The 26784-nt window shown below is 50.1% G+C and carries 25 protein-coding genes; 14 read left to right on the top strand and 11 right to left on the bottom strand.

Annotated elements, in window-relative coordinates:
- Positions 1-70 precede the first annotated feature (70 nt).
- From AC27N8_RS10280 to AC27N8_RS10270, 3 genes are all read left to right on the top strand, one after another.
- Entirely contained in the window at positions 71-898 is an 828-nt protein-coding gene (locus AC27N8_RS10280; RefSeq protein WP_487066606.1) for an SDR family oxidoreductase, read from the top strand.
- A 320-nt stretch (positions 899-1218) separates the two neighbouring features.
- Positions 1219-2241: a hypothetical protein gene (locus tag AC27N8_RS10275; RefSeq protein ID WP_487066604.1), complete on the top strand. Its 1023-nt coding sequence runs from the start codon at positions 1219-1221 to the stop codon at positions 2239-2241.
- A gap of 275 nt (positions 2242-2516) precedes the next feature.
- Positions 2517-3314, top strand: a complete 798-nt coding sequence (locus AC27N8_RS10270) for a DUF899 family protein (protein WP_487066602.1) — start codon at positions 2517-2519, stop codon at positions 3312-3314.
- Between the two features lie 402 nt (positions 3315-3716).
- Here the strand turns inward: AC27N8_RS10270 and AC27N8_RS10265 are convergent, their stop codons facing one another.
- A complete protein-coding gene (locus AC27N8_RS10265; RefSeq protein ID WP_487066600.1) occupies positions 3717-4358 on the bottom strand; it encodes a TetR/AcrR family transcriptional regulator in 642 nt (213 codons plus the stop codon).
- A 118-nt stretch (positions 4359-4476) separates the two neighbouring features.
- On the opposite strand from AC27N8_RS10265, the gene AC27N8_RS10260 reads away from it, so the two are divergent.
- Together AC27N8_RS10260 and AC27N8_RS10255 are read left to right on the top strand one after the other, a co-directional pair.
- Positions 4477-5445 (top strand): amidohydrolase family protein, encoded by a 969-nt coding sequence (locus tag AC27N8_RS10260; RefSeq protein ID WP_487066598.1) that lies wholly within the window; start codon positions 4477-4479, stop codon positions 5443-5445.
- 191 nt (positions 5446-5636) lie between these two features.
- The gene (locus AC27N8_RS10255; protein WP_487066596.1) at positions 5637-7031 is read left to right on the top strand and encodes a S53 family peptidase; all 1395 of its coding nucleotides are present in this window, start codon (positions 5637-5639) and stop codon (positions 7029-7031) included.
- Positions 7032-7038: 7 nt separating this feature from the next.
- Here AC27N8_RS10255 and AC27N8_RS10250 read toward each other — a convergent pair whose 3' ends face one another.
- A complete protein-coding gene (locus AC27N8_RS10250; RefSeq protein WP_487066594.1) occupies positions 7039-7167 on the bottom strand; it encodes a hypothetical protein in 129 nt (42 codons plus the stop codon).
- A 121-nt stretch (positions 7168-7288) separates the two neighbouring features.
- On the opposite strand from AC27N8_RS10250, the gene AC27N8_RS10245 reads away from it, so the two are divergent.
- Both AC27N8_RS10245 and AC27N8_RS10240 read left to right on the top strand, forming a co-directional pair.
- The gene (locus tag AC27N8_RS10245) at positions 7289-7954 is read left to right on the top strand and encodes a PadR family transcriptional regulator (protein WP_487066592.1); all 666 of its coding nucleotides are present in this window, start codon (positions 7289-7291) and stop codon (positions 7952-7954) included.
- 51 nt (positions 7955-8005) lie between these two features.
- Positions 8006-8983, top strand: coding sequence for a quinone oxidoreductase family protein (locus AC27N8_RS10240; RefSeq protein ID WP_487066590.1), 978 nt, complete (start codon positions 8006-8008; stop codon positions 8981-8983).
- A gap of 101 nt (positions 8984-9084) precedes the next feature.
- Here the strand turns inward: AC27N8_RS10240 and AC27N8_RS10235 are convergent, their stop codons facing one another.
- From AC27N8_RS10235 to AC27N8_RS10220, 4 genes are all read right to left on the bottom strand, one after another.
- Positions 9085-10320, bottom strand: a complete 1236-nt coding sequence (locus AC27N8_RS10235; protein ID WP_487066588.1) for an outer membrane protein assembly factor BamB family protein — start codon at positions 10318-10320, stop codon at positions 9085-9087.
- Between the two features lie 281 nt (positions 10321-10601).
- Positions 10602-11231, bottom strand: a complete 630-nt coding sequence (locus AC27N8_RS10230) for an NADPH-dependent F420 reductase (protein ID WP_487066586.1) — start codon at positions 11229-11231, stop codon at positions 10602-10604.
- 392 nt (positions 11232-11623) lie between these two features.
- Complete coding sequence (locus AC27N8_RS10225; protein WP_487066584.1) at positions 11624-12634, bottom strand: methyltransferase; 1011 nt, start codon at positions 12632-12634, stop codon at positions 11624-11626.
- Between the two features lie 107 nt (positions 12635-12741).
- Entirely contained in the window at positions 12742-13632 is an 891-nt protein-coding gene (locus AC27N8_RS10220) for an alpha/beta fold hydrolase (protein WP_487066582.1), read from the bottom strand.
- Between the two features lie 152 nt (positions 13633-13784).
- On the opposite strand from AC27N8_RS10220, the gene AC27N8_RS10215 reads away from it, so the two are divergent.
- Complete coding sequence (locus tag AC27N8_RS10215; protein ID WP_487066580.1) at positions 13785-14258, top strand: MarR family winged helix-turn-helix transcriptional regulator; 474 nt, start codon at positions 13785-13787, stop codon at positions 14256-14258.
- A gap of 42 nt (positions 14259-14300) precedes the next feature.
- Here the strand turns inward: AC27N8_RS10215 and AC27N8_RS10210 are convergent, their stop codons facing one another.
- The gene (locus tag AC27N8_RS10210; RefSeq protein WP_487066578.1) at positions 14301-14894 is read right to left on the bottom strand and encodes a DinB family protein; all 594 of its coding nucleotides are present in this window, start codon (positions 14892-14894) and stop codon (positions 14301-14303) included.
- A 618-nt stretch (positions 14895-15512) separates the two neighbouring features.
- Complete coding sequence (locus AC27N8_RS10205) at positions 15513-16457, bottom strand: LysR substrate-binding domain-containing protein (protein WP_487066576.1); 945 nt, start codon at positions 16455-16457, stop codon at positions 15513-15515.
- A 114-nt stretch (positions 16458-16571) separates the two neighbouring features.
- On the opposite strand from AC27N8_RS10205, the gene AC27N8_RS10200 reads away from it, so the two are divergent.
- The 5 genes from AC27N8_RS10200 to AC27N8_RS10180 all read left to right on the top strand — a co-directional run bounded on the left by AC27N8_RS10200 (position 16572) and on the right by AC27N8_RS10180 (position 22829).
- Positions 16572-17600 (top strand): NADP-dependent oxidoreductase, encoded by a 1029-nt coding sequence (locus tag AC27N8_RS10200; RefSeq protein ID WP_487066574.1) that lies wholly within the window; start codon positions 16572-16574, stop codon positions 17598-17600.
- Positions 17601-18000: 400 nt separating this feature from the next.
- Positions 18001-19299 carry an erythromycin esterase family protein gene (locus tag AC27N8_RS10195; RefSeq protein WP_487066572.1) on the top strand — a complete coding sequence of 433 codons (1299 nt, stop codon included), beginning with the start codon at positions 18001-18003 and terminating at the stop codon, positions 19297-19299.
- A gap of 326 nt (positions 19300-19625) precedes the next feature.
- The gene (locus AC27N8_RS10190) at positions 19626-20009 is read left to right on the top strand and encodes a nuclear transport factor 2 family protein (RefSeq protein ID WP_487066570.1); all 384 of its coding nucleotides are present in this window, start codon (positions 19626-19628) and stop codon (positions 20007-20009) included.
- Positions 20010-20158: 149 nt separating this feature from the next.
- Entirely contained in the window at positions 20159-20539 is a 381-nt protein-coding gene (locus AC27N8_RS10185) for an ArsR/SmtB family transcription factor (protein ID WP_487066568.1), read from the top strand.
- Positions 20520-22829 (top strand): heavy metal translocating P-type ATPase, encoded by a 2310-nt coding sequence (locus AC27N8_RS10180; protein WP_487066566.1) that lies wholly within the window; start codon positions 20520-20522, stop codon positions 22827-22829. Before AC27N8_RS10185 ends, AC27N8_RS10180 begins: the two co-directional genes overlap by 20 nt.
- A 38-nt stretch (positions 22830-22867) precedes the next feature.
- On the opposite strand, the gene AC27N8_RS10175 is transcribed toward AC27N8_RS10180, so the two are convergent.
- Positions 22868-23317, bottom strand: a complete 450-nt coding sequence (locus AC27N8_RS10175) for a MarR family winged helix-turn-helix transcriptional regulator (RefSeq protein WP_487066564.1) — start codon at positions 23315-23317, stop codon at positions 22868-22870.
- Between the two features lie 99 nt (positions 23318-23416).
- Complete coding sequence (locus AC27N8_RS10170; protein WP_487066562.1) at positions 23417-25273, bottom strand: chloride channel protein; 1857 nt, start codon at positions 25271-25273, stop codon at positions 23417-23419.
- Between the two features lie 430 nt (positions 25274-25703).
- Between AC27N8_RS10170 and AC27N8_RS10165 the strand changes: the two genes are divergently transcribed.
- Positions 25704-25946: a Uma2 family endonuclease gene (locus AC27N8_RS10165; protein WP_487067921.1), complete on the top strand. Its 243-nt coding sequence runs from the start codon at positions 25704-25706 to the stop codon at positions 25944-25946.
- On the opposite strand, the gene AC27N8_RS10160 is transcribed toward AC27N8_RS10165, so the two are convergent.
- Positions 25941-26768: an AraC family transcriptional regulator gene (locus AC27N8_RS10160; protein ID WP_487066560.1), complete on the bottom strand. Its 828-nt coding sequence runs from the start codon at positions 26766-26768 to the stop codon at positions 25941-25943. The two genes, AC27N8_RS10165 and AC27N8_RS10160, sit on opposite strands and share 6 nt — an antisense overlap.
- Positions 26769-26784 lie beyond the last annotated feature (16 nt).

Below are 26784 nucleotides of genomic sequence, written 5' to 3'. Positions count from 1 at the left end.
TGGTAGAACATTTGGTTTCGTCTATAGTATTCCCAGGACACACAATCGCTAGTAAAAGGAGAACTTTATCATGCGTGTTTTCGTCACAGGGGCATCAGGCTACATCGGTTCAGCCGTCGTCCGCGAACTCATCGATGCAGGTCATACGGTTATCGGTCTGACCCGTTCAGACAAGGGTGCCGAAAAATTGAAGGAGGCTGGGGCCGAAGCATATCCTGGCACCATCCACGACCTCGACAAACTTCGTACTGCCACCACCGCCGCAGATGGCGTCATCCACCTCGCGTTTGACCAAAACCTCTCGGACTTCTCAGGCTCGCTCACTACCGATCTGCGTGCCGTCGAGGCAATGGGGAAGGCGCTCGAAGGAACAGGCAAGCCATTCGTAACCACTGCTCACCTACACGGAGAGGCATCAGATAATGCAGTGCTCGCACTGACTGGCGTGCGATCATCGGTCGTCAGACTCTCCTCATCGGTGCACAGCGAGTTCGACAAGCATGGCTTAGTGCCGATGCTGATCAACATCGCTCGCGAGAAAGGCGTCTCAGCCTATGTCGGCGACGGAACTAATCGCTGGCCCGCCGTCCATCTCCTCGATGCGGCCCACCTGTTCCGCCTCATACTGGAAAGCGCTCCAGCAGGATCACGCTTTCAAGGAGTTGGCGAAGAGGGTGTGCCATTCCACGACATTGCCAACGTCATCGGTCGGCACCTGAACCTACCGATAGTCAGCATTTCTCGCGAAGAGGCAGATGCCCACTTCGGCTCGTTTCTCGGCCCCGTGACAGCACTCGACATCCCTGGATCGAGCACACGAGCCCGGGAAATCCTGGGATGGCAGCCTGTGCACCCCGGACTCATTACAGACCTCGAACAGCACTACTTCAACAACTGATTTGAGGCTGAAAACCACTACTTATGACAATCAAGCGTGTAGGTAGGATGACATAAGCTCATACAGCAAGTTGCTGGCTGAAGCTGACACGAATCCAGCCTACAAAGAAGCAGAAAGCTACGCAAAGCGCTTTGCGTAGCTTTCTGCTTCTTTGATATGAAGAGCCGTAGCTTCGTTTCAATCCCTGCCGGGTTTCACACCTTCTTTGGCCTGCGTAGCTCTAGTATACCATAGCCAGAATGCGTGGCGAATTCTCTCATGATACCTGCGTTCATATAGATGCAAATACATGTATTTATATTATGAAATAAGGAAAAATTATGTACAATAATCCCAATCAAAACAATCCTTACCAGCAGCCAATATACACTCAAAATCTCCAGGGGCTCAATCCACCAATCTATCCGCCCCCACCCATTCGACCGTCAAACAATTCTACGCCTCCATCACGCCCATATAGCAACAAGATACTTCTGCTTCTTCTATGCGTCTATGTGGCATTCTGGATAATCGGATTTATTGGCAGCTCCATTCCTGCCAATTCAGCAGGAAATATCTTCCTGACATCGTTAGCAGAAAGCCTTGTCTGTGGCCTCTTCGTGGGTGTACTGATTATGGACTGGAAGGGATACACGACACTTAATGGGCTTATCACGTGGCAACAAAGAGGCATCAAAAAGGCACTCATCGTATGTGCATTAATCTTCCTCTTTATGATCACGATTGGCATCTATCTTGTTCGCGCATATCTTCAATCTAGACAAGTGATGACTGGACAACTCCACAGGCCAATAAAAGCACGCAGAAATACAGTCGCCATGATCGTAGGTATCATCGTATGTCTCTTCTCTCTTCTCACTTTTTCTGCCAGCGCGACGGCAGCCACCGCAGGCACAACGCAAGTACCTCATCCAACCGTTGCGGTAAAACAGGTTGTCAAACAAGCCACCCCTACACAAAAAGCTATCCCCACGCCCAAGCCAACACCCACACCCACACCTGTTCCACCCACGCCGACGCCTGTCCCACCAACACCCACACCAATTCCACCAACTCCAACGCCTGTCCCACCGACGCCAACACCTGTTCCACCAACTCCAACGCCTGTTCCAGCAGTCACTGGAGTTGGTGGCAATCCATACGGATATGACTTCAACCCTGGAAATGTAATTTATAATCCTGCTGCCGATTTTTGCAGTTATGTGACCTGTGTCACCACATTCTGGACTGCCACAAACGGCTATGTGGTGGAATGTGCTGATGGCCATTATAGTCACAGTGGCGGTGTTCGCGGAGCATGTAGTCACAACGGTGGCGTAGCAGCAATATTGTATTCTCATTGATTGATGCATATAGCATCCCTCGTTGCAGTGTCAATTCGGACTCACGCGCTGAGAAGGTTTTGACACTTATTTTTGTCTCATGTATCGCCTCGGTCCAGAGAGCATGCAGACATCCAGCCCGGACTTCGGTAACGGATCAAGGATTTAAGTAAGATCGAAGAAGTTTTTTTCTTTCTCTGCCAGTAGAATAAATCTACTGGCACTTGGTGAGTTCATCACTGCTCACCATACATCATCCTACATGCCAAAAGGATAAGAAAGAAGGAGACACACCTATGAATGCACCTGATCAACACAATTCCACGATCGGCGGCGACACTGCTACGCTACCAGCAGTGGTCGACCGGGCTAGCTGGCAGGCAAAACTGGACACGCTGTTGCTTCGGGAAAAGGCACACACTCGCGAAGGGGATGCGATCGCGGCAGCTCGCCGACGGCTGCCGATGGTGGAGATAGATCCTACCATTACGCTGATTGGCCCGCACGGACCGGTCTCGCTGCTGGAGGTCTTCGAGGGTCGACGGCAGTTGATTGTCTACTTTCACATGTGGCACACCGGTCAACCTGCCGAAGCCCAGTGTGAGGGTTGCACATTCTTCAACGGCCAGGTGCGCGAGCTCTCCTACCTGCATTCCCGCGATGTCACCTATGCAACGTTCTGCGAAGGTCCGTACGAGGAGAGTGCTCGTTACCGCGACTTCATGGGATGGGACGTCCCATGGTACTCGGTACAGGACTCCTCCGACGCTTTGATCGCCGGGCGCGGCTTTGGCATGCTGGTATGCTACCTGCGGCACGGCGACCGCGTATTCGAGACCTATTGGAGCACTGGACGCGGCCCGGAGGTGATGAGCTCCAGCTATGGGCTGTTGGACATGACCGTGTACGGTCGACAAGAGACCCATGAAGATTCGCCCGCCGGCTGGCCGCAACACTGGACAAACAACGGCACACAGTTCCGCACCGATGGACGTCCCACAGCTCAGTGGTCCCGACTGTCCGCCGAACGCTCCGACAACCTCGGCGCCCATGTCACCGCCACCTCTTCACACTGCTGTCATAACGAGCAGTAACCTATCGGAAAAACAACGAACTGGTGTACCACCTCAATGATCCACCAGTTCATTACCCTTGAGATCTCTTCTCATCCCTGGATATTTTTTGCAGCAAAAGGTCAAGCGAAGCGAAGACCGTGTAGCGTCGAACGCTTGCGTACGATGTCCCAGAAGTTCGTATGAGACAGCAGCATCCCGGCACACTACGCTGATGAGCCTGATTGTACGTCGAGTGGGACATCGTACGCAAGCGTTCGACGCTACGGTGTCCTCGCTTCGCTCGACACGGATTTTGGGAACCCTGTCTCTAGAAGCGTTCTGATTGCAAAAAAATGAATCATACTCCACGACATTTAGCAACTATTTTTAATAGTAGGAGGCAGATTGAGGAGAGAGGATAAAAACGTAATAAGAAGTCTTCTACAGAGTGGTCCTCTCAGCGTTCCCAGTTCCAAAAAGAATAAGGGCGACAATCTGCTCGGGCAGTTGATCATCGAACGGTTGGTCCGTTGCATTCGCTCGCACCAGGATCGGTCCAATGGCAACTTCTATGAGAAAGTGCGCATCAACCTCTGCGGGCAGTTCGCCACGGTCTTTGGCTCGCTGGATAAGCACTTCGGCCCTGCTGAAGCGATCCCGCCAATAAGCCTGACGCACCGCTTCCAACTCCGGCTGTACATTGTGCCCCATCACAATCTTGTCAATGACTTTTCCTAAAGGAGTCTGTATACGCACGATAATCCCGCGCAGCAACTCCACCGCATCGTCATGGAAGTTGCCTGTATCTGGTGTAGGCGTCTCTGTGGCGCTAAAGTTTTGCAAAGCATCAGCCACGATGGCCGCTTTGGTTCCCCAGCGACGAAACAACGAGGCTTCATTGACTCCGGCAACAGAAGCAATCTCTTTTGTTGTCATGGCCTCATAGCCTCGTTGACTCAACAGTTCAAGCGTGGCAGCAAGCACAGTTTTTCGCACGTGTGCACTGCGTCCTCCTGGACGGACCCTGGACTGAGAAGATGGATATCCCGCTCGGATAGGTGGTTCGTCTCCTGATTTCTTCATGTCTAGAGTATAACTCTTACCTCTGCAAAAAGCAAGTGGCACTTGCTTTTCATGACAGGATCTGCTATACTCCAAAAAGTAAGCGTCACTTGCTTTAGTAAAAGGACAAAGAAAACATATGAAGATAATCACGCTTGAAGAGCATGTTCAGTTTGCAGAGATCACTGAGGCGGTTGCCCGGTTATTGCCTCATTCACAGGAAAGTTCTTATCCTTCCCCGACCGCGCAACTCGGCGATCTGGGAGCGAGTCGCCTGCAAGCGATGGATGCGATGGGCATCGACGTCCAGGTTCTGTCGCATACCGCGTCGGGGATACCATCGATTCCGGCCGCAGAGGCGGTTTCGCTGGCACGCGAGATCAACGACCGACTGGCGGCGGCCATTCGTGTTCATCCAGACCGCTTCGTGGGCCTTGCGACCCTACCCACTCCTGATCCAGAAGCTGCGGCTGCCGAGTTGGAGCGGTCGGTGAACACGCTAGGTTTCAGAGGCGCGATGATCCATGGACAGACCAATGGCCGTTTTCTGGACGATCCAGCGTTTCGACCCATACTCGCAACGGCGGCCGCGCTCGACGTTCCCATTTACCTGCATCCTGCTCCACCATCTCAAGCCGTAGTGGATGCCTACTATGCTGGCTTTGATCCTATCGTCAGTGCAAGCTTTGCCACCTTCGGATGGGGATGGCACCTGGATACCGGTATTCATGCGCTACGCATGGTACTAGGAGGCGTCTTCGATCTTTATCCCGGCCTGCAAATCATTCTTGGTCACTGGGGAGAAATGATTCCTTTCTATCTGGACCGCTTTGCCAGGGGATTGACTCCAATGGCCAGGCATTTGCAGCGCCCTGTCGCAGACTACTTCACCCAGCAGATGCATGCCACTCCCAGCGGAATGTTCACGCTTCCTCAATTCCAACTGACATTGCAAATATTAGGAGCTGACCGTATTATGTATTCCGTTGATTATCCTTTCCAGAAGGGAGATCAAGCCAGAGCATTTCTGGAGAATGCCCCAATCAGTCCTGCAGACAAAGAAAAAATCGCCCACAGCAACGCCGAAAGGCTATTTAAACTTGCTTAGCTGTGACCTGAGAGAACTTGAAGGCAACCGCTTCATAAGATACGAAAATAAAAACGGATCAAGAACATGAGTTGCTCCCTCCCTCACCCGAACGAGGGAGGAAAAATCATACATTCTAGTGATGGCGTTTGAGAAACTTTCATCTATACTCATAAATAAGCATGATTATACATAGAATGAAAGGACAAAGGATGGTCTCTTCTCATCGTACGCATCTATCGCACTACGCGCGCATCATAGGGATGAGTCTTACTTTAATAGTAAGTTTAAATACACTGGCATTTCTCAATGCATCCACGACTATGGCTCGTAGCGCTTCACACATTGGCGCACTCTCATCATATGGACATTGGACAAAATGGGATATCAATAGTGCTCCAACTGATGCCGCCTGCCGTAGTACCTATCAGATACCATGTTACAGTCCACAAGAGATGCGTCAGGCATATAATCTGTCTGCGCTCGTCAATCACGGCGATAGCGGTAAAGGTCAGACAATTGTGATCATCGATTCCTTTGGCAGTCCAACGGCCTATGCTGATCTGAAGCAGTTTGATACTGACTACGGAGTCCCTGATCCCCCATCGTTCAAACAGTTAGCTCCGCTTGGATCAGTTCCTTTCGATCCAAACAATAGCGATCAGGTTGGCTGGGCCGCGGAGACGTCTCTGGATATCCAGTGGGCACACGCGATGGCTCCCGCTGCAAGCATAGTGGTCCTGACAAGTCCAGTCTCCGAGACAGAAGGCATCACAGGCATGCCTGAGTTCCTCAAACTTGAGCAATATGCCGTCAATAATCACATCGGCAAAATCATCTCGCAGAGTTGGACGGCGACCGAAAATACCCTCTTTGATGCTCCAGGTAAGCAATTGATCAGCCAATTCGAACAATTCTATCAATACGCAGCCTCACAGCATGTCTCAATCCTCACCGGAACAGGAGACTTCGGCTCAGCGAATGAAGACATCAACGGCGACATTTATCCATTCCCAACCGTTGGCTATCCGTCATCATCACCCTGGGTCACCGCAGTCGGAGGCACAAGCCTGTACGCCGATACCAGTGGCAACTACCAATCCGAGACCGTCTGGAACGATAACCTGGTCAACGCCACCGGAGGTGGTATCAGCCAATACTTTAAGGAGCCAATGTACCAGCGCCTCAGATTACCTGAGCAGACCCAGAAACTGCTAAATGGGTATCGTGCTATCCCAGATATCTCCATGAATGCAGATCTGAACACACCAGTACCCGTCTACATGAGCTTTCTCGGAAGCTCAGAGAACGGCTATCAGCTCTTCGGTGGTACCAGCGAAAGTACTCCATTGTGGGCTGGACTCGCCGCAGACGCCAACCAGTATGTCGGACATCCACTTGGTTTCTTGAATCCCCTCCTGTACCGCCTCGGCGTGAACAAGCAGACAGGGACCACCGTCTTCCACGACATCACCGTAGGCAATAACGCGAACGTTGTGGAAAAGATCCCTGGTTATCAAGCAACTCCTGGCTGGGATGCCGCCACCGGCTGGGGCAGTCCTGACGCTCAACCGCTCTTTAGCGCGTTGAGACAACTCACATTCTAATCTATCCTCATACATGCAATGTACGCCAGCTCTGGAGCTGGCGTACATTGCATACTTCCTGCTTGAGACACCATCCCGCCCAACCCACAACGATTACCAACAAGAGAATCCTGATGGTCACTGCTATTAAGAGCATCGCTATCCCCCTTCCCTCGCTCCAGCTCACATCTTCTTTTTAAGTGTCCTCCACCTTCTTTATATCTTTTTGATATATATATTAGTATATCAAAAAGATATAAAGAAGGTGGAGGCAATGCATGACACACGAACGTATCGAAGCAGGCCACACAGAGGAAACGCCTCTTGATCAGGACAAGGAAGAGGTAAGTCGCGGTCATAAGCGCCTCATCTATGAACTGTTCGTGCTTGGAGAACTGATGGATGGACCCTATCACGGCTATAAGCTGCGCGAAATTCTCAGCAGCATATTTGGGCCATTTCGTCAGATTAGTTGGGGCATCCTCTATCCGCTGATCCGCCAGCTTGAACGCGAGGGCTTGATTGCCTCCGAGCATGAGATGGCGACAGAGGCACGTGAGCAGACGGGATCCAGCGTCCGACAACGGAGACGCTACGCGATCACCCCGGCTGGACGAGCACACTTCTACACTCTGATGCTCGAACAGGGCAATTACACTGCTGACTATCGTGAACTCTTCATGGCCAAGCTCAATAATTTTGATCATCTCTCTCTTGAGCAACAACTCGTCGTCCTCTTCCACTATCGTGGATATCTACAGATCGAGGCTATCTACCTGAAAAGAGGCAAGCAACTTGCCTCAACAGATGCCTCTATTCCTGATAAACAGCGTGCACATATTCACCGCAATATTCGCTTCAGGGAGAGCGGTCTTGAAGGAGAAGCGCAATGGATTGAACAATACATCAAATTATTAGAAGGCCAACAAGAGGAACATTTATAAAAACGCCAATGATTCAATGGGTACCTATGAATGAACGCAAGGAGGGCAGTGATGACACAAGTCATTCGTATTCATACTTACGGTGGTCCCGAAGTGATGCACCTGGAAGAGATATCTCTTCCAGAACCAGGACCCGATCAGATACGTGTGCGCGTCGTAGTAGCAGGAGTCAATTATTCTGACGCGGCCACTCGTCGTGCGCCTCATCCTTTTTTCCCAGGCAAACTTCCCCTGGCAATAGGCAACGAAGGTGCTGGATTTGTAGAGGCTGTTGGATCTAATGTAACCACAGTTCAAGTAGGAGACCGTGTAGTATGGGCATGGGTTAACGGCTCGTACGCGACTCACATCCTTGCTCCGGTGCGGCAGGTATTTCCCATTCCCGAGACGATCACGTTTGAGCAGGCAGTCGCATTAATCATGCAAGGCTGCATGGCACATATCTTATCTCAATCCGTCTATCGCCTTAAGCCGAGCGACACCTGCCTGATCCAGAGCATCGCAGGTGGAGTAGGTTTGCTCTTATGCCAGTTAGCAAAAATCAGTGGTGCCCACGTCATTGGAGTTACCTCCACGGCAGAAAAGGCTCAGGTAGCCCGTGAAGTGGGAGCAGATCACGTACTCTTGTATTCACAGGAGGATGTCAAGATGCAAGTACGCTCTCTCACGCAGGAGCGAGGAGTCAATGTTGTCTACGATGCCGTTGGGAAAGCAACCTTTGAGACGAATCTCGATTGTCTGGCGAAGCGAGGCACTTTTGTCCTGTATGGGGCAGCAAGTGGACCCATTCCCCCATTCAACATATACACGCTCGCAGAAAAAGGCTCATTGTTTCTAACACAGGTCGCTCTGGTACACTATATAAGTTCAGGAGAACTCCCCGATATACTCCAGGACCTGTTCAGGCTTGTCAATGAAGGAGCCCTGCATCTCCACATCGGAGCGACTTTCCCTCTGGCTGATGCAACCAAAGCTCATGAAGTTTTGGAACAAGGGCACACAATCGGGAAAGTGCTCCTGTATCCGTAGCAGGATTAGTAGAAGCAAAATTCCATCTCCATTCGCAGAACCAATATTGCTTCTGCCTCTTGAGAACAGAATAAGAAGCAGAAGCAATTATACATGTATAATTAAGGGAGACGTAAAGCGTAGAGACGATCGTTATTGATCAAAAAGAAAACCATGCCATTCGCGACAATAGCTGAAGAGAGAGGTTGCATGAATCGGTCGTACTGATTTGCCGGGACTGTATACTGTGACAAGAGCGTGCCCGTTTTGGCATTGATGGTCATGATACCCACTCCAGTAGCGATATAGATGACACCGTTTGCGACCGATGGAGAAAAGGAGATATCACCAGGAAGCGCCTTTTGGGTTGGGGTAGGCCAGACACGTCCACCTGTCTTTTCGTTGAGAGCGACTAAACCAACATTACTATCCACCACATATACCAATCCATAGGCGATAGCCAGGGAGCTGCCATAGATATTGGCAGGTGTATACCAGCGTTTTTTGCCTGTTTGTGCATCTAAAGCAAACACACCATCACTGATGCTAGTAACGTAGACAAGACCATTGTCCACTGCTGGCGCACGTAGAGGGCGTATGCCCAGATTATCTTTCCAGAGAGGCTTGCCGGTTGTGGCGTTGAGAGCATAGAATTCTCCATTGTCATCGCTATCGTAGACAACCCCATTAGCAACCGCAAGCGTCATCGCTCCGGGTGGGTTGACAGTAACAAAACTCCAAAGCACTTTACCAGTTGTGGCATTAAGAGCATACACACTTCCATTGCCTTTTGGAAAGCCCAGTCCTGATTCAGTGTAGACAACACCGTGATTAACAACAACGGCATAGGCGGAGGCGACCGCCGCACTCCAAAGCTTCACGCCAGTCGTGGCATTGAGTGCATAGAGCAATCCACCATCATTGGCATAGACAATGCCGTTAGAGACAGCGGGTCCGCCGTTGCCAGGAAGCGTACCATGTGGCAGAGTATAGTGCCACGCCAGTGACCCGGTTGTGATCTTAAACGCTGATAGTGTATCTCCAGGCATATAGGTATAGACATATCCGTTCGAGGTGACAATCTCAGTTGGATAGACATTTCGGTCAGTTGAGAGTGTTGACCAGGCAAGTTTGAGTTTACTTACATTGGATGGGCTCAATGTGTGCTCGTTAAGATTAAAACGGGCATTATAAAGATTAAATATGTTCCAATCGCTTGTGGTCGACGTGGTGGCTGTTGGTGTACTTTGCTGACTGTGCGCAAACGCGAGACGAGAGGTAGCCAGTGAGGAAAGAGCCAGTAAGATCACCACAAAAAAAGGAAGTGACATTTTAAAGAAACGTCGCGTATCCTTCATACAATAATCCTTTCATTGTCAACAGAAGATAGTAAAAAAATCATAGATTGATATATATCTTTTACGCGTCAGTATGTACAAAAAGATTCATGTAGAATGATTCTGTCAAAATTCAAAAGAACATCATCAGTCTTATCAAATCACGTTATCAAGATGAAGATGTATTGGGAAGCAAAACATCATTCATATAATAATAGAATATTCTCTGATCAATTATGACAAAAAGAAAGACCATGAGCCAGTCTCTTTTTTGACTCATGGTCTTGCGTAGAAAATATAGGTTACAAACCCAATACTTTGAAGGCAAGATGACGACCTTTTTTCTGTCCAAATGCCAGAGTAAACCAGAGAGCCGCAATGGAATCAAGTACCTTCAATTGCTCATTTCCACCAAGGTAGACTGGACGTAAGCCAACGTCTGAGATCAGTTGCCCGACTATCGTTTGCGCATCCCCATCAGGTCCACAATAAAAAAGATCGGCCTGAATACCATCAAATGTGGGTTCGGCCAGGTTTTCCCATCCCAATGCATTAAAAGCCCGGTAGATTTGCGCCTGGGGAGCATGCTGTTGGAAAGGGGCCAGATTATGCATTGAGTCTTCGCCCATCCGATTCGCAGCATCAATAATGATGCGACCATTGAGCTCGGATGCATATTGCTGAGCAATTGCTTCGACAGCTCCTCCTGGAAGCGCGATCAGTACGACATCGATTTCCCCTTGCAACGCATCCTCAGGTGTGCCAATGACTGCTCGCTCACCGAGTTCACTACGTAGTGTTTGAGCATGCCCCCCCTCAGGATCACGAACACCAAAATGCACCTGATGTCCCGCGTCACTCCACTTTTTACCCAACGTGCCACCAATATTGCCTGCTCCAAGTACAGCAATGGTCAAAGATTTTTCTGCCATAGCGGTCTCCTCTCGAACACTGACTGAGCAAAGTGAACAGATAGTTCCTTCCTATCTCTCCATCTCGCCTTTCTTTTCAAAGAAAGATTGAATTCAACGTTTTATCCCCAAATCCCTGGTGCAGGAAACTCTTCAAAGCAAGATGGTTGCCAAGGCGTATGTAGGACAGCAACATACATAGAATTTCCTCTTTAATTTTTCACGCATTGAATTCTGTCTGGTGCTAACAACTTAATAGATGATATTTTAATCATAAACGGCGAAGACGAAGTTGTCAATTATATCGTAGAGGCAAGCCATCGTGTGCTCCAGAAAAGGAAAGCATGCGATGGCTTTTCATTGGTTGCTGCCCTGGTTGTACGCAACGTCACAATCGTACAGATAATACTCCCTTATTTGATGCCGACAACCATAGACTCAGCTCCAACAAGATGTTCAATATAGGTGTGGCGGAAGCCAGCTGCTTGCATCCACGAAACGCACGCGGCACCAGTGTAATCGAAACCACCACGTGTTCCAAGCAACATATTCAAGCTCATCAATAAACCAGCAGTGTTCTCCCGGCGATCATCATCAATGATGGCATCATAAACAAGGAGAGCACCGTCATCTGGCAATGCCAGATATGCTTTGTGAAGTAAGAGCTGTTTTTCTTGAAGATTCCAATCATGCAGAACGTGCCCCATAATCAGCACATCCGCGTTCGGAAAATCCTGCTTAAAGAAATCACCGGCGACAAAGCGTAGGCGATCTTGCAAGCCAGATTGGAGTATATAGTCATCAAACACCTGCTGAACGGGAAGCAAGTCAAAGCCGATGCCATGTAGATGATCATGTGCCAGCGCAATCTGTACCGCACAGTGCCCTTGTGCAGTCCCCACATCAACAAAGGTCTGATACTTGTGCCAGGGAAATTTGCTGGCAATGGCCAGAGACGGACCCTTGCTCAGTCCAGTCATGCCCTGTAAGAAATTCCTCACACGGATTGGATCAGGATACATAGCATCAAAAAGATCCTCACCAGATTGCATATTCATCTGTGGCTCTCCTGTACGTAACCCTTCGGTCAATGCTCCCCACAAAGGATACAATCCGCCATTTAATGTGGCTAACCAGCCGCCAATGTAGGAGGGTTTCTTCCGATCAAGAAACAGATCCGTTTCGGTAGTATTAGAATAGGTATCATCATGTCGCTCTAACATTTGGAGCGAGACGAGTGCATCGAAGAAATCTCGCGCACTCCGTGGATGAATCCCTAACCTTTGTGCGAGTACTTGACCATCAAGCGGACCATTGGCAAGCTCAGTAAATACCCCTAATTCAGCGGCGCTCAGGAGGGTTTTGGAGGCCCAAAAACCCGTTGCCAGTTGTAAAATCCCTGTAGGCGTAATCTCATAACTCATCCAATACCTCCATATATTTAATCTCAGTAGATTTTATTATTATACTTCAATATAGAAGATAAATTATCCTGTAAACGCCCTTCAATCTTATTGATTCTCCTTTCTATTTATCGAGCAGTACCAATGTTGCTGAAGAATTCGAGAAGAGCATTGGCCACCTTCTCGGGCGCCTCCAGAGCTGCATAATGGCCGACGCCATCAAGGGAAACCGATTGGACCTGGTTCAGCGCGACCTGACTCATCGTTCTGAAAGTGAACTCACCGCCTCCGGCTCCGATCGCGAGCACAGGCATACTCAGCTTGTGAGCGGCGGCGAGAGCTACAATGTCTTCGCCCTCCTGGAGCATCGACTTATAAAGGCCAGTCGCCCCGCGCCAGCCGTTGGGACGGGAATAGGTACGTACGAACTCGTCGATGTCAGCTTCGGTGATCGCTCCTGGTGTCACGCTCATGGATGGGAATATGAATTGTCCAAAGAACTCGCGCTCGCGACCAGTAAGCAGCATCTCGGGAATATGCGGAGTGACAAGCACGCCGATGTACCAGGTGCCCCCGTGTGTGACGTCGGCCAGCCTCTCCACGCCGAACCCGGGCAGGCCCGTTTCGATTGCGGTAAAGCTTTGCACATCCTCCGGGTGAGTAGTCGCAAGGCGGAAGACAGTTGCTCCACTGATATCCTGACCCGTAAGATGTACCGGGCCAACGTTGAGCTTTTCGATGAAAAGGTGCAGATCTTCAGCAGAGGCCTTGCTGTCGTACGTACCAGGTCCGTTGTCAGAGTCACCAAAACCACGCAGGTCGACAGCGAAAACACGGTGATTCTCAGCGAGCAGTGGAAGAAGTTTTCGAAACGCCCACCACGTTTCAGGAAAACCATGGACCAGTAAGACGGGAGAGCCAGTAGTCCCTGCTGACACGTAGTGAAGCTTTGTTCCGTTGACTTGTACATAATGATGCGAGATACCAGTTAGCGCAGCACCTACTTGATTGTTATTCATACATTTCTCCTCTATACTAATTAGACAACCTGGTTGTCTGTATACATAATAGACAACCTGGTTGTCTTTGTCAAGTGGCATTGCGATGAGGGAAAATTTTGACATATGACAGCCTTGACGGTCTCCGTTCGCTATGCTACTATCAGTGAACTATGTCTCTTTCAGGTGCTACTCTCACAATGCTTTTAATTGGCGGTTTTCGTTCACTGGTAGACGCTGCGCAAGCTGAGCTTGCCGCCCGCGGCTACGAGGATGTTCGTCCCGTTCATGACTTCGCTATTCGCGCCATTGCCTCCGGTGCCGACAACGCTTCAGAGCTAGCTCGACGTCTCGCAGTCTCAAAACAAGCGGCGGCGAAAACCATTGGAGTCCTTCAAAAGCGCGGCTACGTTGTACGTGAAGAGGACCCAGTAGACGCTCGTCGCAAACGCCTTCGTGTCACCGCACACGGCTTCAATATGCTGCAAGAAGCTGAAGAGATCTTTGACGAGTTACGCAATAAATGGGCTCAGCAGATCGGTACCACCCAGCTCGAGGAAATGGAGAAACACCTGACAGTACTGGTTGGCACCGATCCTATTCGTCTTGATACCTCTGGCTGGCTTGCACGAGACATCGACGAATAGGTTTCGCCTGTGAAATTTGAGGAAAACCGAGTACGTTCCTATTTAATCCAGTTCGACCACTGGCAGGCCATGTACGCCGAGGATGGTGGAGACTTCGCTGCCGTGATGGATGTCATGTTCGAGCACATGCCAGATAATCCACTGGAGAGAAATGGCAGGTCTCACTTCTCCAGAACGAGCCGCTGCATCCAACCACATCTGAGCAAATGGCTGAAGCGTTGGCTCAACCAGTTTTGCGTGTCGCACACGCTCCGTCTGATCTAAAGGCGGGAAGACCTTAAAAAGATCAGCAGGGGTCAGGCGAGCAAGCGTCTGTTCGATCATCTGCCAGGTCTTCTCCAGCCCAGCAACAAGTTCTGCTGCTGAGTGGCATGGATCCACGTTCGCCTCACAGACTCCCAGAGCCCATAATTCGAGGGAAGTCAGATCGGCGCTCCCCTCGCCCATCCGTGCGTGAAACCACCAGGCGCGATCTGCGACAATGTGCGTCACATACATGCCAAGCGACCAGTTTTGCGGCGTGTTACGCAAAGCAAGCTGCTCTTCTGTAAGAGGCGCAATGGCTGCGATAAGGCGCTGCTGGTAGATACCCCAACCTGCATAAAAAGGGAGGAGTGAATGCTGATGTTCTGTCATGATAGGTATTCCTTGCTTTTTTGAGAAAAAACAGCACGATCATATCAACTTGTGCGAGGAAATGATGGGACAGAAAGAAGGAGGAGAGAGCAGGTCAATCGTTTGCACAATGACCAAGGATGCGGCTGCCACGATAGGAAAAAGAGAGCATCCATCTGCCAATGGTATGGTGGATGGGAAACACCAGCGATACGTTCGCCGGAGATCTATGCCTGGCACCTATTTGCCGCATGTGCTTCTCCATATCTCTGAGCACCATCACATGCTTGAATCCGCACTATCAAGCGTCTTGCTTTGGCAAAGCCAGAAGGGCTATCTCTGAGCACCTGCCTTGCAACATTTTAGATGCAGAACAAAAAAGCGCTCATGCCCACTGAGAGACACGCGATAAGTGGAAACAAAAAATGATGACGTCTGTTTCACCGTTTAAACAGGAAACAGGATGGAGTTAGCAGCACACTGACATAGATACCAAAACCTCTCAAAAAATGAATGAAAACCTTCCCGTCTTTATTATATCACCTCCTATCTACTTACACACTGCCTTACAGACACATCTTTTCGAGTACAAGATGGAGGGAATAAGAAGGGGTTGCTTCGACCACAGCAATTCCAGAATCAACGACGAAGTTCCTCAATCGCTGTTGCGGTATGTGTATGATGCTCTAACACCTCACGCGCAACGGCCAGAAATTCCTGGACCAAAAAAGAGGTGTCTTTTAGACGCCACACCAGAGCCGTTTCGATAGCGCCATCATCATCGAGATCGACAAGAGGACGATAAACAATCCCAGAATTGCGAATGTCTGCTGCTGAGGCTGGCACAATGGCAATACCCAGGTTTGCTGCCACCAGCCCAAGCTGCATATGAATGTCGGGGACCTCCTGCGTAATGCGCGGACTAAAGCCGCAGAGCTGAATGATCCGATCGTAAAAAAAATGCGAAGCCTGGCGCTGGCAAAAAATGAACGCTTCATCACTCAGAGAATGGATCGAGACAGACGCCTGTGAGGCGAAAGGATGAGATTGTGCGAAAGCAGCAACGAGAGGAATATGTTCAATAATAACTGAGTCTAGCTCATCTGGTAGCGCAGAGGAACAGATAACAAAACCGACCTGGATCTGTTGCGCTTGTATGGCCTGCATTTGATCCTGGATAGTCATCTCTCTCAGGCGGATCTCTACAGCAGGAAAGCGCTGACGATAGATGGTCAGCATGTCAGACATCAGGGTAGTGGTCGTGTTCGTACTCTGGGTATATCCAATGTCTAGCCAACCAGCCAGACCTCGTTGTGTATCTTGCACCCGAGAGAGAGCATACTCCATCTGCTCAAGCACGCGTTGAGCTTCCTCCAGAAACACCTGACCTACATTCGTCAGCGTCACGGTATGGTAATTCCGCTCAAAGAGCTGCACTCCTAAGGTCCGCTCCAACTGGCGAATCTGTTGACTTAAAGGTGGCTGCGCGATCTGTAATTTCTCGGCGGCGCGGCCGAAATGCAGCTCTTGAGCAACGGCGATAAAGTAGCGCAAATGGCGCAACTCAACATTCTGGCTATACATATTATATCTCGCAGGGATAGGGACGATATATTGGACATATGGCTAGTATAGCGCTATAGTCAAGAGGTAATCGACGAGATACCTGATAATCAATATGTTCATAAAGGAGAATATATGAATACTGAAACGTCCCACACCATGAAAGCCGTCCAGTTTCACACCTTCGGAGGCCCTGAAGTATTAGTGTACGAGGATGTGGAACGTCCTGTAGCGGGACCAGGCGAAGTTCTAATTCACGTATTTGCGGCGGGCCTCTACCCTGGTGATTTGTATATCCGCTCAGGGTTTGCCACCGTGCCAGAGCCTGTGAGGCGCTGGCTTCAGGATTGGCCAATCTCTCTGCCGCTTATTCCTGGCTCACAGATGTCCGGGATTATCGAGGCTGTTGGGCCAGGAGTCACTGCATTTCACAAGGGTGATGCCGTCTATGGCCTGCTTCGCTTTCCCGGTAGCGGTTCTCCGGCTGGAGCCTATGCCGAATATATCACAGCTCCGGTAGAGCACCTGGCACTCAAGCCAGCAGGCATCGATCATATCCAGGCGGCTGCGGTCCCGATGGCAGCTCTAACCGTATGGCAAGGGATTATGGAGCACACGAATCTAAGTGCAGGACAGACCGTGCTGGTCAATGGGGCTGCTGGTGGAACGGGTCACATCGCAGTACAACTGGCAAAGGCCAAAGGAGCACGGGTCATCGGCGTCGCATCCGGGCGTCACGAAGCGTTTCTGCGCGACCTGGGTGTTGATGCGTTCATTGATTACACGACCACACCTCTAGAGCAAGTAGCTCATGAGGTCGATGTAGCCATCGATACCGTTGGCACAATGGGAGAAAATCCGCTACTCGGGACGCTCAAGCACGGCGGCACGCTCCTGTGGATTGGCCTGCACACTCTGGAAAACGGCGTGATCGGAACTGAACGTACCGAGGCTGGCGTGACTATTGAGAAAATCCAGGTCCGTTCCAATGGAGAGCATCTGGCTGCAATCAGTGAGTTAATCGACAAGGGGCAGTTGCGCGTCAATGTCGATACAGTTGTACCTCTGGCAGAAGCGCCGAAGGCGCACGAGCGGGGCGAAGCTGGACACTTGCAAGGCATCATTGTCCTGCGTGTCACGGAAGAAGACCACAGCCTGGAATAAATGAATACTTCGGGACGCAAAGATATAAAGCAGTACCAAGCTTCATGTAAAACTCTCAAGTTTGTAGTTGAGACTTTTTGCAATACACGTCCCGGTCTCTCACAGAAATCCAAGTATATTGAGCCTGCTCTTATCCATTTTTGTCCATAGACATACTGCGGGCTCTCGTTCTACCCTCCATTATTGCATCTGTGTTGTACTGTAGAGACGTGATCCCCAAAAAGCCTGGCAGCCTGGATCAGAGATGCATGCATGCAAAAGAATACTCGATCTGCTGAAGCCTGGAGAGTGTTCTCACGTTTCCAGGCTCCCATGCTCAAGAGAGCGCTAGACAAGGGCATGGGAGAGAGAAGCAGCAGTTGGATGAAATGGTACAGTAAAAATAACGGAGGGTAGATTCATGACGCACTCAACAAGAGTATATGCAACGCTTGACGACTGGATTGCACACGAAGCGATCCCATGCTCGCTCGATTCTCGCCCGGATTTCAATGCTGCCGTTGATACGGTGATCGACTCACTTGGCACTTCGATAGTTTTGCTTGGCTTTGGAGAAGCGCTCCATGGAGGGGAAGAGCTGCTTGTCCTGCGCAACCAGCTCTTCCAACGCCTTGTCGAAACCCATGGCTACAGCGCCATTGCCGTTGAAAGCAGTTTTCCTCGGGGATCGATCATCAACGATTACGTGCTTGGCCGCAGTACGACATCTTATGAAGCGGTGCAGGAGACCGGATGGAGCCACGGTTTTGGCACGTTCGAGGCGAATCGAGCACTGATCGAGTGGATGAGGCACTACAATGCTGATTCAACCCACCAGAGAAAAATCCAATTCTATGGGTTCGATAGCCCGACCGATATGATCGCAGATAGTCCCCGCCAGACACTCTATGTTGTGCTTGATTACCTTCTCTCAGTTGATGAGATGCTTGGTCAGGAATATCGCCAGCGCATCGACCTGCTACTCGGACAGGACTCTGCCTGGGAAAATCCAGCTGCCGCGCTCGACTCGACGCAAGCGATAGGTCGATCACCAGAGGCAACCGCACTACGGATCGAGATCGAGGATCTGATTGCAGAACTATACGTGCGCCGTCCTGAATTAGTCGCAAAAAGCGACAAGAGACGCTATCAGGAAGCAGTCCACTATGCAGTGGGAGCTCGACAACTTTTACACTATCATGCGACGCTCGCACAAACGTCCGAAAAACGCCAGAGCCGCCTACTCGGCATACGTGCCGCCATAATGGCCGAGAATCTGGAGTATATCGTCTCACGTGAACAGGGGCGAGGCAAAGTCCTGGCTTTTGCTCACAAGAGCCATCTCAAGCGTGGAAAGGTAGAATGGCAATGGGGAAAAGAGACCGTGAGCTGGTGGCCCGTTGGATCTCATCTCCATGAACGGTTCGATAGCCGCTATGCCGTCATCGGCTCAGCCGTAGGCTCCTCGCCAGCCAGCGAGATCGGACAACCAGAAGCCGGGACACTTGAGGCGCGGCTTACATCCACACCCGGACCGGTGAGATTCATCCCCACCCATCAAGGGCAAGGGCTTCCTGCCGAGGAAATTGCGGCACTTCCGATTCGCTCCGGCAGCAGGAAGAACGGAAGCTACGAACCACTCACCCCCCAGAGCTTCACCGATTTCGATTGGTTCGCTGTTCTGGATACAACAACATACAATGGGTGGGGTCATCTCTAGAAAGCGGAGGCGCATGCCACAAGCAATCGCGCCCTCTGATCGCGAGATGCACAAACACTGAATTCTAAAGAGGCCACTCCAATATGGAGGCAAACAAAAAAGCGAGGAGCCTCCACATTGGAGTGGTCGCTCCTTCATCATACCTTTTGTCTTGCTTGCGAAAGCCGAAGTATATCCCTGGCATCCTCGATCCAAAAAATTTGCCACCACCCAGGATTGCTTGAGCGAAATGTCGATACGTACTTCTCTCCTGCATACGAATATGGTACTATGACATCTTCACATGAGATGAATCTTACTCTATACAAGCTAAAGGAAGATAAATCATGGAAAACCAAGAAATTCGGGTTGCACTGGATCGGCATTGGGCAGCCTCCGCAGATGGAGACATTGAAGCGGAACACGAAATCTATCACGACGACGTCCTGGTCGAATATCCACAGTCAGGCGAACGCATCCGAGGTCGCCATAACATTCAAGCCCTGCGCGGACACCATCCGGCGAAGCTGGGATTCACCATCCGGCGCATCCTTGGGAGCGGCGATCTCTGGATCACAGAGTATATACTCAGCTATAACGGGCAGCCAACACAAACAGTCAGCATTATGGAGTTTCGTGATGGCAAAGTTGCCCACGAGACTCAGTATTTTGCCGATCCGTTCGAGGCGCCTGCCTGGCGAGCTCAATGGGTCGAGCATCAGGAGAAATAAAAGCCGCTCTATCGTAATGGCTTGACAATGCATGGACTTTGAAGGTAATATGTCATTAGTTGCTGACGTATTAACATGACAGATCAATACCTTCACGAGACCTTTAACAACACCTGTTTAGAGGTGGAAAAAATCAATAAGGAAGTCTCATGCCAACATTACAAGCGCAGGCGATCGCGCTCAAAGCAAAACTGTATCGAGGATTGGCTGACCCATCTCGTCTCTCCATTTTGGAGGCGCTACAAGAGGGGCCTCTTGCCGTGCATACGATTGTCGAGAAGACAGGATTGTCACGAACCAATGTCTGTAACCATCTCCGTTGTTTATCGGATTGCGATCTTGTCACTTCCGAGTCACAGGGACGCTACACCTTTTACCAATTGAGTCATGCAAAAATCGCTGACCTGTTTCAGATTACAGAGGATATCCTCCGTGATATTGCTCGCGGAATGTATGAGTGTACAAATTATACGGAGCTACATCCAGGATTTGAAGCGAAAGGTGGGACCGATGAGTGCTGTAACCCCTGATGGATTGTACCAACAAGAATTGAAGATTCAAGGGATGGATTGTGCCGACTGTACGCGTCGGGTAGAGCACGCTCTGACCAGATTGCCAGGAGTCGCCTCAGCCCAGGTGTATCTCTCCTCAGAAAAGGCGGTAATCAGCTATGATCCAACACGAACCGATGCGACCTCTTTCAAGAAAGTGATTGAAGAAGCAGGCTACGCGGTTCCTGATACCACACTCCCTATTGACCAGGGTACACCATCGAGAAGAGAGCTACGCGATATAACCCGCCCACTTCTCACCCTCTTTGGACTGGTATTTGGAGCCGTGCTCTTGATTGTCATTGCCGGAGAATGGCTTGGTCTTTTTGCGCGGGTGACAGATGTTCTTCCCTGGTATGTGGGATGGGGCATCGTCGTCATCACAGGCTATCCCATCTTCTGGAACGTCCTCAAAGCGGCACTACAGCGCCAGGTCCTCTCGCATACGCTGATGAGTCTGGGTGTCATCGCAGCGCTGGCAGTTGGTCAGTGGCCGACCGCCGTGGTGATTGTGTTCTTCATGCGCATTGGCGACTATGCGGAACATTTCACAACCGAACGCTCCCGACAAGCGGTCAAACGCCTTTCTGCCCTCTCGCCTCAGACAGCACGCGTGGAACGTGCCGGTCAGGAGCAGGTTATCCCGATTGCAGAGGTTCACAGCGGAGAGACTATCATTGTCCGTCCAGGCGAGTCGATTCCGGTAGATGGAACGGTGATCTCTGGCCAGGCAACGATTAATCAGGCTGCGATTACGGGCGAGTCGATACCAGTCGAGGTTACCGAGGGAAGCAAGGTGTTCGCGGCGACGCTGGCACAATGGGGAAGTATACGCATACAGGTAATATCTATCGGCGCCGAGACGACCTTCGGACACGTGATCACGATGGTCGAGGAAGCAGAAGCGCATCGTGCTCCGGTTCAACGCATTGCCGATCGTTTTTCCGCCTACTTCTTACCGGTTGTCGCAACGATTGCTCTAGTCACATTGGCAATCAGCCGCAATCCTCTTTCGGCCGCAGCCGTCCTCGTTGTTGCCTGTTCCTGCTCCTTTGCGTTAGCCACGCCCATCGCGATGCTCGCCTCTATCGGAGCCGCCGCCTCACATGGTCTGCTCATAAAGGGAGGAAAATACCTGGAGGCACTCGCGCAAGCTGATGTCATCTTCATCGACAAAACGGGAACCGTCACAGCAGGTCATCCGCAGGTGACCGATATTGTGCCTCTGGCAGACGCCAGCGCCGAAGAAATCCTGCTCCTGGCCGCCAGTGCCGAGCGCGATTCCGAGCATCCACTGGCAGAAGCAGTGCGCCAACATGCAAAAGCCAATGGACTCACTCCTCAAGCGGTATCACATTTTGAAGCCATTCCAGGAATGGGCATTCGAGCGCGTGTGAATGGAATGCAGATTGCTCTTGGCAACGCTCGGATGATTACAGAGCAGGCTCCTCTTCTCATCACGCAGACGCTTGAGCAAGCGGGGAAATCATTGCTCCTCCTTGAACGAGAAGGGACACTGCTCGGCATCATCGCAGTAGCCGACACGCTTCGTCCAGAAGTAAAAGGAGCAATCGAACAACTTCAAGCACTGAACATTCATCATATTGAACTCTTGACGGGAGACAATCAACGCACAGCTGAAGCACTCGCAGTGGCTCTGGGAATCACCTATCAGGCGGAATTGCTGCCAGAGGATAAGATCTGCATCGTACGAGAGGCCCAGGAACAGGGGCATACCGTTGTGATGATTGGTGATGGAGTCAACGATGCACCAGCACTGGCACAAGCCAACGTTGGCATCGCGATGGGAGTCATGGGAACAGATATTGCCCTGGAAGCGGCGCATGCGGCTTTGATGCGGGAAGATTGGAATCTCGTGCCTGACCTCTTTACTATTGCACGCAGGACTATGCGCGTGGTAAAGACAAACCTCACCTTTACGATCCTCTATAATCTCGTTGGACTCACGCTGGCAGCATGTGGTATCTTGCCACCAATTCTGGCAGCCGCCGCGCAGTCCCTTCCAGATTTGGGCATCATGGCGAACTCTGCACGCCTGTTACGCCAGAAGCTTCCTACGACAGCGGGTATCTCCCCAGCAATGACGAGACCAACAGACAAGACCGACGACGCCTGTGCATGTGGCAGCCCTGATTGCTGTGGGACGACACAGGAAAGTGAACCGCAAGAGGCACAATCACCCAGCGTATCAACCATCCAGCTCGCTCCTCGTGGAAGCTGGAGAAAATCTACGTCAGCGCACTCATAATGTGACTATTTGAGATGATAGGAGCGCTCTTCCTCCCTCTACTTCTCGTTTGCCACATCTTCAACGTTATTTGTACTGACAAGAAGTGCATTCAAGGATTGGACAAAGGTAGAACCAGTTGAGCGTAACTCTGCCAGCATCTGTCGGGAAAGAGCGTACAAGATCTCTTCACCTTGCAGCGTAAGACTTACAATGACGCGCCGCTGATCTTCATCGTCGCGCTGCCGTTCAACAAGCCCTCGCTTCACCAACCGATCGATTAACTCAACGGTACTGTGATGCCGTATCTGAAGCCGCTCAGCGATTTCACCCACTGTCGCTCTCCTTCCCGCGGGCAACCCCTTGATTGCGAGTAACAGTTGATGCTGCTGCGGCTCCAGATCAACCGCATAAGCAGCTTCTTCACTATAGCGAAGAATGCGACGAATCTGATAGCGAAACTCTGCCAGAGCCTGATAATCAGTGAGAGAAATACTCTCTTCATTCATAATTCTTCTCTTTTACTTCTTTACAAAGCGCTTGTTGTGATCGTAGCATGCTACTCCAACGAAGTCAATGAGGGGAAAGCATATTGGCTTGAGGAGTCATTACTTCCTCATTAAAGCCCGGCGCGGTAGAAGTAAACGCAGATTGAGAACACGCTCTCGCTGGCGCTCTTCCTCTAAATTGCGCATTCGTGCTTTGAGGAGATCTCCAAGTGAGACGATACCTAACAGTTTTTGTGGCTGATCGCGTTCAACCACAGGGAAACGGGTAAAACCAGATTCAGCCATGCGATACACAACAGCTCGGAGTGGCTCATCAGGATAAGAAACAACTGGTTGAATATGAACAAATTTCTTCAATTGATCATTCTCATCCTGGCCATCCTGTCTTTGCAAAATCTTCTGTAGCTCTTTGCGGGTCATCACGCCAAGGAGAGCTTGTTCTGCATCCATAATGGGGAACAGACGTTGAACACGGCTCTGATCGGGAACATCCTGTAATAATAGTGTCAGATCTTTGGACGTCATCGTTTCTGAAAGTGCCACCACATTTGTACGCATCACCTCGCGCACAAACAGAATCTCCAGCGGATCGATTGCATACTCGCGGCTGAGATGATAGCCACGCCGACTAACCTTCTCGGTGAGAATAGAGCGGCGCATCACCAGGACCGTAAAACCATGCGCCGTGATAACAGCAATCAGCAGTGGTAAGAGTGCATTCATATCGTGCGTCAATTCGAGCGCGAAGATAATAGCGGTGAACGGAGAACGCATCGTTCCTCCCAGAACAGCGGCCATACTGATAAGCGACCAAAATCCCGCACCTTCATTGGGTAAGAAGAGCCCTTCAATCCCACCAAGCGCTCCGCCAATCATGAGTAGGGGCGCCAGGACGCCGCCTGATGTTCCTGAGCCAAGTGACATTGACCAGATGAGTGATTTGACGATAAGAATGCCAAGAATTAAGCCCGTTGTGGCATTGCCCTGAAGCAGGCTCCCAATCATATCATAGCCAACACCGAGCGCCTGAGGAAAAATCAAGCCTCCAATTCCGATGATCAGGCCACCGATAGCCGGCCACCACATCCAATGGATCGGTAGGAGGTGGAATAAATCCTCGCTGGCATAGACTGCCATGGTCAAAAGTGCGGCAAGCGCACCCGCCAACACTCCTACGAGGACGCATCCAAGAAATCCTCCGACGCCAATAAACGCAGTGTGTGGCGGCGTGGGAAAGAGTGGACCAGGTCCGAGGAGATAATAACGCATAATGGCTGCGACCGCACTTGATAATGCAACGGGGACCAGACTACGTGGCTTCCACTCAAAAAGCAAGAGTTCGACGGCAAGCAATACAGCGGCGATAGGAGAGGCAAAAGTAGCCGACATCCCTCCAGCTGCACCTGCGACCAGTAAAATCTTGCGCTCAGCACTGGTAAGATGAAAAAGCTGAGCTACCATTGATCCAACGGCTCCTCCCGTCATGATAATTGGTCCTTCAGCTCCAAAGGGACCTCCCGAACCGATCGAGATGGCAGAAGAAAGTGGTTTTAAGAGCGCCACCTTTGGTTCGACACGGCTTCCGTTGATAAGGATAGCCTCAATCGCTTCAGGAATACCATGTCCACGGATACGCTCTGAACCGTAACGAGCCATAAAACCAATGATGAGGGCACCAATCACAGGAACAATCACTTCAAAGAGACCGAGATGATTGCCCGCAGGAGAAACAAGATCGGTACTCCAGCGCTGAAAGAAAAAAAGGTTGGTGAAAAGCCCGATCAACCGGAGCAGAATCAGCGCAACGAATGCGCTGATAATCCCAATACCAAGCGCCAGGAAAGAGAGCAGGATCATACGAGAGTTTGCGGTAAAGTCCCCAAGTTTACCTAATGCTTCATGGTTTCCCAAATTTTTAAATGAATGGACAAAACGCGGCCACAGCGTGAAAAACATATATCCTACTCCTCTTTCTCCATATATTAAATATTATCTCTTCTTTTCCATTTTTATTGAATAAGATAGATACAATCTCTTGGGAGTACTTGATTCCTTTGATTTTGTATCGCTTTACGATACAAATATACACAACAGGAAGAAAGATGTCAAGAAGGTTTCATGATTATACGTTGCTCACAAAGAAGCGATAGCAACCCCAAAAGTGCAGGAATGCCAGAGGGAATCGGTCAACAACAACTTTTGCGAAACCCTGTGCATAGAGAATAGAGTGCTTGACACGCTTCTCAAGGTTCGGTATCCTTTGTGTAAAAGATAACGGCGAAGCAGATGATACCTCTCCAGCATTTGAGCGCATACAGATTGCAAGCAACCTTACATTTTCTGCTCTAGAGGAGATAAATATAGGGCTTTGGAACATACACAAACGATGACGGTTGAAGAATACCTTCATCTAGATAAAACCGATGCAGAAAATCGCTATGATTACGTTGACGGCCAGGTATATCTGATGGCTGGAGGAACATTTAACCATAGCACGATATGCGGCAATATTTATAGCGTTCTTCGGAATCTCCTTCAAGGGAAACCATGCCGTGTATACAATTATGTACACATAGACACAAATCATGTTCCCTTCTTAGAACAGGTGCCTGCATACGACCTCTTATAGCGGAGCAAGGTTCTTGTCTTTCGAAATATTTATCGTCTCCTGTGCGGTGCGAAATTCCCTGGGGCTGATACTATACTCTTTGTGAAACGCTCTGTTGAACGTGCGTGTGCTTTGAAAGCCACAATCATATGCGATCTGGGTTATATGCTTGTTTGTGCTTAAAAGCATATGACGTGCCCAGCTTACGCGAATGCCGTTTACATAATCACTGAAGCTGACGTTAATTTTTTCGGAAAAAACTCTGGACAAGCGATATTTACCGACACCCAGGGTTCTGGACATATCATCGAGAGAGAGCGGTTGCCTGAAGTTCTCGTTTATAAAATGGATGATTTGATAAATGACATCAAAATAATTGGCGTCGACATTCGAAATCAGTTCCATTTGTGGCAGCAACCGCGAAAGGATAATGTGTATATACGCCTTGCAGATAGGTGAACACACAAGCTGGCTGGCAGCACTATTGCGATTACATTCATCGATCAGCGTATGTATGGCATAAGGCACATCCTTATGAAGTTGATCACTGCTGACAAAGGGATTTTGGGGATGAAATTTCATGAGCGTATTAATAAAATCGCCCACAAGTGCCACATCGAGAATGACAATAATACAGTGTGTGTCTGTTTTGTCTGTCGGAGTATGATAGCTGTGTACGCTATTAGGAAATATGACAGAAAGATCGCCGCCTTTTAATAGCTGCTTACAACCATTGATTGAATTTTCAATTTCTCCGTCCTCCACATAGAGCAGTTCAAGTTGGGCGTGAAGATGTGGCAAAAATTCCAGATTTTCTGCTCGGAAAATCAGCAGGTCACCCACGCGATTCTGATAAAAC

The sequence above is a fragment of the Dictyobacter sp. Z7_2 genome (assembly GCF_057551105.1).
The sequence above is the reverse complement of the archived record's forward strand: the minus strand, read 5'-3'. Positions and strand labels throughout refer to the sequence as shown.